The following is a 9,794-nucleotide window of genomic DNA, read 5'->3' as shown; positions in this document are numbered from 1 at the left end:
TGTTCCTTGAGTACGCCCGCAGTGTGAGTGACGATCCGCTTGATGAGCTGGCCTGTCAGGCGATTTACCCCTGGCTTGACCAGATTGTCTTGCCGTTGGTGATCCACGGGCTGGGTGGCGGGCGTAGCGCCCTGCCGTCTGGCCATCTGGACGGATCTGTCACCTGCCACTACCGCCTGATGCCGCTGCTTTATGCGCGTGAAAGTGATGCGGTGATGCAGGTGCTTGAAGAGGTCGCCGCCCCCAACAAAATCAAAAAAGTACTGAAGCAATACGACCCGTTTAAGCGCATGATTTATCAAAATCGCGGCCACAAGGCGCGCGCCCTGTTTGATCAAAATCACCTGCCGCGCAAGGAGCAGGCCATTCGCAATATGCTGAAGAAAAACGGCTATTGGCTGCGATAGCGGCCGGCTTCGGATTTGGGGCGCTGCCCCTGGGCCATCTGCGATGCCCCCACCCCGAGATTTTTCGGGCAAGAAGAAGCGGCTTGGACAGCGTTCAGGCCGCCATGCGTTTGAGGACCCAAACAACCCAGATGCGCGGTTTTTTGGGGAAATGCGACTTTAGGCGACACACAGCCCCAACATCTGTTGCGTGTTGCCTTTGGTCTGCCTAACACTTGGCGCGAGATTTTTTAAGGAGAACAACGATGTCTGAAGCGACATACGGTTTTGACACATTGCAAATTCATGCTGGCGCGCGGCCTGATCCGGCCACCGGTGCGCGGCAGACGCCAATTTACCAATCCACCGCCTATGTGTTTCGCGACGCTGAACACGCGGCTGCATTGTTTAACTTGCAAGAAGTGGGCTACATTTACTCCCGCCTGACCAACCCCACGGTTGCAGTCCTGCAGGAGCGCATCGCCACGCTCGAAGGCGGCGTGGGCGCAGTGTGCTGTTCTTCCGGTCACGCGGCGCAGATCATGGCGCTGTTCCCGCTGATGCAGCCGGGCTGCAACGTTGTGGCGTCGTCCCGCCTATATGGCGGCACCATCACCCAGTTCAGTCAGACCATCAAACGTTTTGGTTGGTCCGCGACGTTTGTCGACACCGACGATCTGGACGCAGTTGCGGCGGCAATTGACGAAAACACCCGCGCGGTGTTCTGTGAATCCATTGCCAACCCAGGCGGCTACATCACTGACATCGAGGCGCTGGCCAAAATCAGCGATGCCGCTGGCATTCCGCTGATTGTCGACAACACTTCCGCCACGCCATACCTGTGTAAACCCATTTCTATGGGTGCTTCTTTGGTTGTGCATTCCACCACCAAATACCTGACCGGCAACGGCACGGTGACCGGCGGCTGCATTGTCGACAGCGGCAAGTTTGACTGGTCCGCCAGCGACAAATTCCCGTCGTTGAGCCAGCCAGAACCGGCCTACCACGGGCTGCGCTTCCATGAGACCTTTGGCCCGCTGGCTTTCACCTTCCACGGCATTGCCATTGGCCTGCGTGATCTCGGCATGACCATGAACCCGCAAGCGGCGCATTACACGCTGATGGGCATCGAGACCTTGTCCCTGCGCATGGAGCGCCATGTGGAGAACGCCAAAACCGTCGCGGGTTGGCTCGAAGGGCATGAGCATGTCGACTATGTGACCTATGCGGGCCTGCCATCTTCGCCGTATCATGATCGGGTCGAGCGGATTTGCCCCAAAGGCGCCGGTGGTCTGTTCACGGTTGCGCTCAAGGGCGGCTATGACGCCTGTGTGAAGTTTGTCGACAGCTTGGAGATTTTCTCCCATGTCGCCAACCTCGGCGACACCCGCAGCCTGGTGATCCACTCCGCCTCCACCACCCACCGCCAGCTAACGCCAGAGCAGCAAGAGGCCGCTGGAGCCGGGCCAAATGTGGTGCGCATTTCCATTGGCACCGAGACCAGCGCGGACCTGATGGCTGATCTGGATCAGGCGCTAAAGAAGGCCCACAGCTAAACCGCAAGGCTTTCTAAAAACAGACAACCCACCGCTCCAGTCTTGGGATTGGGGCGGTCTTTGTTTACCATAGGGTCACTTTGTGGACGCAAACTGCCAACAAGCCCTCAAAACAGAGCGGCTTTTTCTTCCCCTTCGGCGATAACTTGCTATAAATCCTACAATTCTGGGCAAAACCACGCTTTGCCAATCACTGCATGCTAGGGCTTGATGCATGACTGCAAATCTTGCGCTTACACTTTCTTTTGAAGGCATTGGCCTTTTGACCCGCGTGCCGGGCGGCTGGCATTTGTTGGGCGAAGTGGGGCTGGACAGTCCGGACCTGGCAAGTGATCTGGCAAAGCTGCGCGCACAAGCCGTTGCGGTGGAGGGCGATGAATTTGCCACCACGCTTGTCTTGCCCAATGACCAAATCAAATACCTGACCCTGCCCTCGGGCCGGATGAGTGAGAAAAAGCGCCGCCAGCAAGCCGAAGACGCGCTGGAAGTAGAAACCCCCTACCGCGCCGATCAGCTGGTGTTTGACATTTCCCTGCAGGGCCGCACTCCGCAAGTGGCCGCAGTGGCACGTGACACGCTGGATGAGGCCGAAGCCTTTGCTGTGGAACACGCGTTCAACCCGATTGGGTTTTCTGCGATACCCTCCGAGGACAATTTTTCCAACGCGCCAGATTTTGGCGACACAGCCCGCGCCCGTGCGGCTGGCATCAAGGTCACCGCCGATAAAACCACAATTGTGGTTGTGGGCACTGGCCCCCTTCCGAAAGTGGCACCCGCACCTGTTGTAGACGTGCCCGCAGCGCCGGTTGAACCAGCCTCAGTCACGCCGCAAGAGCAACCAACTGCAAAACCGCTGACACCGGCACCGAAGCGGGAGGCTGGAGAGGCAAAAGCCGCTCAAGACCTGATCCCTGCCTCGAAGCCTCATGAAGACGCCGAAGCTATAAAATCAGATGCCTCGGCGCCTACCCCGTCGCCAAAAACTAAAGCGCCTGTCGCAAAACCGGAGGCCGACGCTTCCAAACAGGACGTGGCCAAACCTGTTGCGCCGTCAGGTGCCGCAGAAAAGACATCTGAGGTCAAAGACAACACGGTGCCCCAGCCTGCGTCCGCCATCAAGGTCGAGAAGCCTGCTGAGGAGCCCACTGCGGCGTTTGCCTCAATCCGCGCGCAGAAAGCGCCGGCAGAGAGCAAAGCCGCACCTGAATTGAGCGGTGTCACCCGCAAAGTCAGTGGCACCAATGCGCCGAGCATTCCCACGGACACCGGCGACAGCAAAACACCTCCCTTGCGGTTTGATCCTGCCAAGGCGGTTGTGGGCCTCAAATCCAGCAAGAACACCGCCCCTTCCAGCACAGGCCGTACCGAAGCCACTTCCGACACAGACGCGGAGTCCGCCACGTTTGCCAGTGCCCGCAGCAAAACCAAAGTCGCAGGCCCAGCACCGAAGGACGGTAAAACAACCAAACCCGCTAAAAACGTTTCCGCCAAAGAAAAACAGAAAACGGCGATGTTTGGTGCAGGCCCTCAAGAGGTTCGCGGCAAGCCAAGACATCTGGGGCTAATTCTAACCACAGTGCTTTTGGTGCTGATGGCGATTGTGGCGCTGTGGGCGTCTTATGCCACCGAAGACGGGTTGGCTGGTTTGTTTGGCGCCGAGGAACCGGATGTCGTGCAAGTGGCCGACACGCCAGCGCCGGAGACGGCGGCAGACGGTGCGGACATCGCGGCAGAGACAACGCCTGAGGCCGATGTTGTCGCCACCGTGGCACCAGAACCCGAAGCCGCACCCAGCTTGCCACCTATGGACGCGCCAATGGTTGTGACGGTGCCAGATGGCATGACGCCAAACCCGAGCGATGATGCGCAAGCAGCATTGTTGGAACCACTCCTCCCCGAAAGCATCACCGACAGCGCTGAAATCGAAGCGATGATGGATGAGGTCAGCGACGGCAATGTCGATCCAGTAGAAGCCGAAGCGCGCTATGCGGTGACTGGCATCTGGCAGCGTGCGCCGGAACAGCCTTTGGAGTTGGCGTCTGACAGCAGCGACGACATTTACATCGCCTCAGTGGATCGCGACACCATTGGCTTTGATGCTGTGGCTTTGGCCGCGCCCGAGGCCCTAGACACCGACACGCCGGCACGGGCGCAGGTCAATCCTGTCGCCGCCGACACGGCCTTTGATCTGGATGAACGCGGATTGGTGGTCGCCACTGCTGACGGCGCCCTCAACCCCGAAGGGGTGATGGTTTTTGCCGGGCGTCCACCCGTGGTGCCTGCCGCTTACCCCAAACGCATCAAGGTTGGCGATGAATCTCAAATCAGCGCCGCCGACAACACCCGTCTTGCCACGGTGCGCCCGAAACTGCGCCCAAGCGATTTGTTGGAGCAAAACGAGCGCGCCACTTTTGGCGGTTTGACGCTTGAGGAACTGGCCACCATCCGTCCCAAGCTGCGCCCCGAAAACGCCAAGCTGGCGGACGAAAAAGACACAACGCCAACGCAATATGCGGTAAAGGCATCGCCGCGTCCCCGTCTGAAACCTGCCAATATCGCACAGTTGGCAGCGCGGGCCGCGCCTGAGGCCACAACCACAGCAGCCGCAGCTGTGCCCGCAGCAGCAGCCGTTGTTCCCGACATTCCAACCACCGCCTCTGTGGCCCGTCAGGCCACCATCAAAAACGCCATCAATCTCAACAAAGTGAACTTGATTGGTGTTTATGGCACCTCGTCCAACCGCCGTGCCTTGGTGCGTTTGTCGAGCGGACGCTACAAGAAGGTACAAGTGGGCGATCGTGTTGACGGGGGCCGCGTGTCCGCCATCAGCGAAGACGAATTGCACTACACCAAAGGCAAGCGCAACGTCGTCTTGAAGATGCCAAAAGGCTGACGCCCCTCCCGGCGAGATCATTTTTGCAAGCGGGCGTTTCGCACCTCATGCACGGAGCCGAGTGATCCTCGCAAGTCAGTGTGCTGCACGGACCATGGATCGACCTTCAGTCAAAGCGTTGTAGTCTAACGGAGATCACCGCACCGCGAGCTTGCGCGGGTGCCATTTTTGAAAAAATGGCGTGAATCTGCTATGGTGGCCATGTTTTCACACATTTTTAGGCCCGTAGAGGCGCCACCTTCTGATTTCAAAAGGAGTTTAACCATGGGATTTTCCGTCACCGAGGCCGTCATCAAGGCTGCAATTGAAAAAAATGATCTCGGCCTAATTTTGCGCGGCTATGGACAACAGAAACCGCTCGACCATTTTCTGACAATAGTTCTGTCTCCCAAAGACGCTGAATGCCTCGACAGGGCCGAGATCACGCTTGAGGCGAACTACAGCACGGTGGCCTCTGACACTTCCGATTTGAAAGATGTACTGACCTACCTCACAGATTTGATCCCCCAGCTAATCACCGGCACGCCTGCACCCGGCGTGATTGTCAACGGAGTGAAAGACGGTGTTGCCACCCTAGAGCGCATCATCGAAACCGAAAATGTCACCGGGACACCGGTTCAGATGACATTTCCAATCACAACCTGCAACGCAGAGCAGGAAGCGATCATCGCCACTCTGTCCATTGAAGCGCGTGGTCAGGTTTCCAATGCCGAGCAGGAGGATGCTTACGATCCCAATGACCGGGGGCAGGCTTTTGCCAAAACCAATATGGTCTGCAACATTGGTGGCGACCGGTTGATGCGCAATCGCGTGGTCAGCGCCACAGATGCGGAACGGGGCGACATCAAAACTTATTCCATTGCCAATTGGGCCATCTTGCGCGGCACACAAACTGTGGTGGCGTCTGTTCGGCCACATTGTCGGGTGACCGATGCTGTCAATATCTGGGACGAAATCGCTGGGCTGACCATATACAAGCTGCAGCTGATTATTGAGACCGTACCACCAGAACTGTTCCGCACAACCTTTAGCGACAAGTTCCTGGGGCACCTGCGAGATGCCGGCTTCGCGATTCCTGCACCAGTCTCTGAGGCAGAAAAAAAGGCCGCGAAAAAGGCCAAAGCAAAATCTGCCTCTGCAGCTCCGATCAAGAAAGAGGACGTATCCCCAGAAGTGAAGGCTGGGGAAGAGGGCATGAAATCGGTGCCGGTCCTGCCAAAGGATGTAAAAAAGACCGAAAAGTAACCTTCCACAAAAAAGCGCCGCCCACCGCAAAATGGACGACGCTTCCCTCGCTCCAACCTAGGTTGGAAGGAAATTCTAGGACAACTTACTCGGCGGCTTCGATTTCGCCGTTGTTGATCTGCTCTTGTTCGATGCTTTCAAACAGCGCTTTGAAGTTGCCTTCGCCAAAGCCGTCGTCACCTTTGCGCTGGATGAACTCAAAGAAGATCGGACCGATCACTGTTTTGGAGAAAATTTGCAGCAGGATCTTGGTCTCACCGCCATCGTCCACGCCTTCACCATCAATCAGAATGCCATGTTTCTTCATGCGATCCAGCGGCTCGTCGTGATCCACAACACGGGTCTTGGACAAGTCGTAGTAGGCATCAGGGGGACCAGGCATAAACTTGATGCCTTTGTCAGCGATTTTGTCGGTGGAGCCGTAGATGTCGTCCGTACCCACAGCGATATGCTGAATGCCTTCGCCGTTGTACTTCTTAAGGTAAGCCACAATCTGACCGGTCTCGCCGCGATCTTCATTGATTGGGATGCGGATTTTGCCACAAGGCGAGGTCAAAGCACGAGACCGCAGACCGGTGAATTTGCCTTCGATGTCAAAGAAGCGGATTTCACGGAAGTTGAACAGGTCGCCGTAGAATTTGAACCACTTGTCCATGTTGCCTTTGAACACGTTGTGGGTCAGGTGATCGAGGTAGAAGAACCCGTCACCTTCGGGCTTGGAAGTCACGATCCAGTCAAACTCTTCGTTGAACGGAGAGGTGTCAAAATACTGGTCGGTGAAGTAAATCAACGAGCCGCCGATGCCTTTGATTGCAGGCCAATCCAAGGTTTTGTCGTCTGCGTCATAGGCTTCCGCCCCTTTGGACACAGCGTGTTCGTAAGCTTTTTGAGCATCTACAACACGCCAGCCCATGGACGGCGCACACGGGCCGTGCTCTTCGACAAAGCGCAGACCAAAGCTGCCGGGTTCATTGTTCAAGATGTAGGTCACATCGCCTTGCTGCCACAGCTCTATCGCCTTGGACTTGTGGTTAGCGACATGGGCATACCCCATTTTGGTGAACAGATCGCGCAGTTCCTGCGGCTCGGGGTGGGCAAACTCGACAAACTCAAAGCCGTCGGTGCCTGCAGGGTTAAAATCGGAAATTTCGGCGCGTGGCGCATCATGTGGGAAAGGACCCATGTCGCGTCTCCTTTTGGGATTCTTGGATAGTGATGTTCGCTGAAGTAAGAATACGCCGCAGATCATGCGGAAACGCCGCGAAGTGACGTGCAATTTGGTAAATTTCCGCGTAGTCTACGCATAAAGTTTACCATTCACGCGAAAGATACGCACATGCTAGACAATATCGACATGCGCCTGCTCTCCGCGCTGCAAAAAAATGCCCATCTCACCGCACAGGAGCTGGGGGACATCCTCAATCTGTCCCCGAGTCAGGCGGGGCGGCGACGACAACGGCTCGAAGCAGAGGGCTATATCGAAGGCTACAACGCCCGGCTAAGCCCACAAAAGCTGGGCCTGTCGGTGCAGGCGTTTATTCAGGTGCAACTGGGCACACATGGACCGGAAAATTCGCAAAGCTTTGCCACGTTGATCAGCACGCGCGCTGAAATTGTCAGCGCATGGACATTGACCGGAGATGCGGACTATTTGCTGCGGGCCTATTGTGAGGATCTCAACGCACTGAATCGGCTGATTCATGAGGTTTTGCTCCCACATGCCGCTGTAAGCCGTGTACAAAGTCAGATTGTCATGGACCAACTCAAACGAGACGCCCCGCTGCCAACCTAAGCGCCGCGATAGAATAGGACACAGGACGTATGGAAGACGCCCTCTATACCGCCACAATTTTCCTGATCACTGCCGTGATCGCTGTGCCGATTTCGTCCCGCCTCGGGTTGGGCTCGGTGCTGGGGTATCTGGCGGCAGGCATCATCATTGGGCCGGTGTTGGGACTGGTTGGCACCCATGAAGCGGATGAGTTGCTGCACTACGCCGAATTTGGTGTGGTGATGATGCTGTTCATTATTGGTCTGGAGCTAGACCCGCGGGCGCTCTGGGCGATGAAAGACAAGCTGTTGGGCCTTGGCGGTCTACAAATTGGCCTGACCACTGGCACGGTGGCCACGGCCTGTATCTTCCTGGGTTTCTCCGTGAATGTCGCCGTTGCCACAGGACTGATTTTTGCGCTCAGCTCTACCGCGATTGTGCTGCAAACCCTGGCAGAAAAAGGCTTGATGCAGACCAGCGGCGGGCGCTCGACATTCTCCGTTCTCTTGGCGCAGGACATTGCTGTGATCCCGATGCTGGCGCTGTTGCCTCTGTTGGCGATGCCGGAGACACTGGAGATTGCCACCAGCGGCGCAATTGCTGAGGGCGGCCACACAGACGGGCACAGCCGATCTCTGGTTGAGGGGTTGCCCGGCTGGGGCGTGACGCTGGTCACGCTTGGCGCAGTGGGCTCCATTGTGCTCGGTGGGCTTTATCTGATGCGTCCGGTGTTCCGTTTCATCCACGCTGCACACCTTCCAGAGATGTATACCGCGCTGGCGTTGCTGATTGTGGTCGGCATAGCGCTGTTGATGGAATTGGTGGGCCTCTCCCCTGCCCTTGGCACCTTCCTTGCTGGTGTGCTTCTGGCCAACTCCGAATTCCGTCATGAGTTGGAAAGTGACATTGCACCGTTCAAAGGCCTGCTCTTAGGGCTGTTCTTCATCACTGTCGGCGCGCAAATTGACTTCAACGTCTTTGCCCGTGCTCCGGGGCAGATCATTGGCCTCACCTTGGGCCTGATCGCCATCAAAGCATCGATCCTATTTGTGCTTGGCCGCGCTTTTGGTCTGCGGGACCGTAACCTCTGGCTCTTCACGTTGGGGCTCGCACAAGCAGGCGAATTTGGCTTTGTTCTGATCACCTTCTCAGAACAGCAAAATGTGATCCCGGCCTGGGCAGCAGAGAAATACCTGCTGATTGTCGCGCTCACTATGTTGGTCACGCCGCTGCTGTTTATCTTGCATGATGTGTTGTCAAAAATGACCTCAGATCGCAGCGAGAAAAAAGAACAGAGAGAGCACGACGAAGTTGATGAAACCGGCCCGGTGATCATCGCGGGAATTGGTCGCTTTGGTCAGATTGTGAACCGCCTGGTGCGCTCATCTGGCTATCAAACCGTGGTTCTGGACAACGACATGCGCGCCATTGAGAACATGCGCAGTTTTGGCGTAAAAGGCTTCTTTGGTGATCCAACGCGGCCAGAGATCCTGCACGCTGCGGGTCTGCGCGAGGCGCGGGTTTTGGTGGTGGCGTTGGACAATATGGAAGCTTCGCTCAAGCTGGTGGCTTTTGCCCGGCGAGAACGCCCGGACCTGCATATCATCGCCCGCGCGAAAGATCGCGGCAACGTCTACCGCCTGTACAAGGCTGGCGCGGATGACATTGTGCGGGAGATGTTTGACAGCTCGTTGCGGGCTGGGCGGTATGTTTTGGAAAACATCGGCCTCAGTGACTATGAGGCCGCGCAGGCTGAGCAAGCGTTTTACAAACACGATCGCTACGCAATGCAGGAGTTGGCGCAATTGTGGAGCGAAGATACGCCCTTGTCCAAAAACGAGGCGTATAAGAAACGCGCCAAATCTCTGGAGAAAGAGCTGCAGGACGCAATGCTGGCGCAACTCGACAGTGATCCGGAGGAGCGCGCCTAGCCGCGCTCCAGC

General features: G+C 56.9%; 6 protein-coding genes and 1 pseudogene. 6 read left to right on the top strand and 1 reads right to left on the bottom strand.

Translation table 11 applies throughout. The features are described 5' to 3' along the window. From QZ517_RS01920 to QZ517_RS01905, 4 genes and pseudogenes are all read left to right on the top strand, one after another. Positions 1-407, top strand: a pseudogene (locus tag QZ517_RS01920) (hypothetical protein); the annotation flags it as partial. 245 nt (positions 408-652) lie between these two features. Continuing rightward, positions 653-1,942 carry an O-acetylhomoserine aminocarboxypropyltransferase/cysteine synthase family protein gene (locus tag QZ517_RS01915; RefSeq protein WP_294221178.1) on the top strand — a complete coding sequence of 430 codons (1,290 nt, stop codon included), beginning with the start codon at positions 653-655 and terminating at the stop codon, positions 1,940-1,942. 214 nt (positions 1,943-2,156) lie between these two features. Beyond that, positions 2,157-4,835: a hypothetical protein gene (locus QZ517_RS01910; protein ID WP_294221176.1), complete on the top strand. Its 2,679-nt coding sequence runs from the start codon at positions 2,157-2,159 to the stop codon at positions 4,833-4,835. A gap of 264 nt (positions 4,836-5,099) precedes the next feature. Then, complete coding sequence (locus QZ517_RS01905) at positions 5,100-6,080, top strand: hypothetical protein (RefSeq protein WP_294221172.1); 981 nt, start codon at positions 5,100-5,102, stop codon at positions 6,078-6,080. 85 nt (positions 6,081-6,165) lie between these two features. Here the strand turns inward: QZ517_RS01905 and hppD are convergent, their stop codons facing one another. Beyond that, a complete protein-coding gene (hppD, locus tag QZ517_RS01900; protein WP_294221169.1) occupies positions 6,166-7,263 on the bottom strand; it encodes a 4-hydroxyphenylpyruvate dioxygenase in 1,098 nt (365 codons plus the stop codon). Between the two features lie 153 nt (positions 7,264-7,416). On the opposite strand from hppD, the gene QZ517_RS01895 reads away from it, so the two are divergent. Beyond that, a complete protein-coding gene (locus QZ517_RS01895) occupies positions 7,417-7,872 on the top strand; it encodes an Lrp/AsnC family transcriptional regulator (protein ID WP_294221165.1) in 456 nt (151 codons plus the stop codon). 29 nt (positions 7,873-7,901) lie between these two features. Beyond that, positions 7,902-9,782, top strand: a complete 1,881-nt coding sequence (locus tag QZ517_RS01890) for a monovalent cation:proton antiporter-2 (CPA2) family protein (protein WP_294221163.1) — start codon at positions 7,902-7,904, stop codon at positions 9,780-9,782. The last annotated feature ends 12 nt before the right edge of the window (positions 9,783-9,794 follow it).

The sequence above is a fragment of the uncultured Shimia sp. genome (assembly GCF_913054185.1).
Classification (GTDB): Bacteria; Pseudomonadota; Alphaproteobacteria; order Rhodobacterales; family Rhodobacteraceae; genus Shimia.
Note: the sequence above shows the minus strand (reverse complement) of the source record. Positions and strands in the feature narration are given on the sequence as shown.

What these genes read in the sequence shown, in the direction of transcription:
- QZ517_RS01915 (WP_294221178.1), top strand. Translation starts at nt 653, where the DNA reads ATGTCTGAAGCGACATACGGTTTTGACACATTGCAAATTCATGCTGGC.
- QZ517_RS01910 (WP_294221176.1), top strand. Translation starts at nt 2,157, where the DNA reads ATGACTGCAAATCTTGCGCTTACACTTTCTTTTGAAGGCATTGGCCTT.
- QZ517_RS01905 (WP_294221172.1), top strand. Translation starts at nt 5,100, where the DNA reads ATGGGATTTTCCGTCACCGAGGCCGTCATCAAGGCTGCAATTGAAAAA.
- hppD (WP_294221169.1), bottom strand. Translation starts at nt 7,263, where the DNA reads ATGGGTCCTTTCCCACATGATGCGCCACGCGCCGAAATTTCCGATTTT.
- QZ517_RS01895 (WP_294221165.1), top strand. Translation starts at nt 7,417, where the DNA reads ATGCTAGACAATATCGACATGCGCCTGCTCTCCGCGCTGCAAAAAAAT.
- QZ517_RS01890 (WP_294221163.1), top strand. Translation starts at nt 7,902, where the DNA reads ATGGAAGACGCCCTCTATACCGCCACAATTTTCCTGATCACTGCCGTG.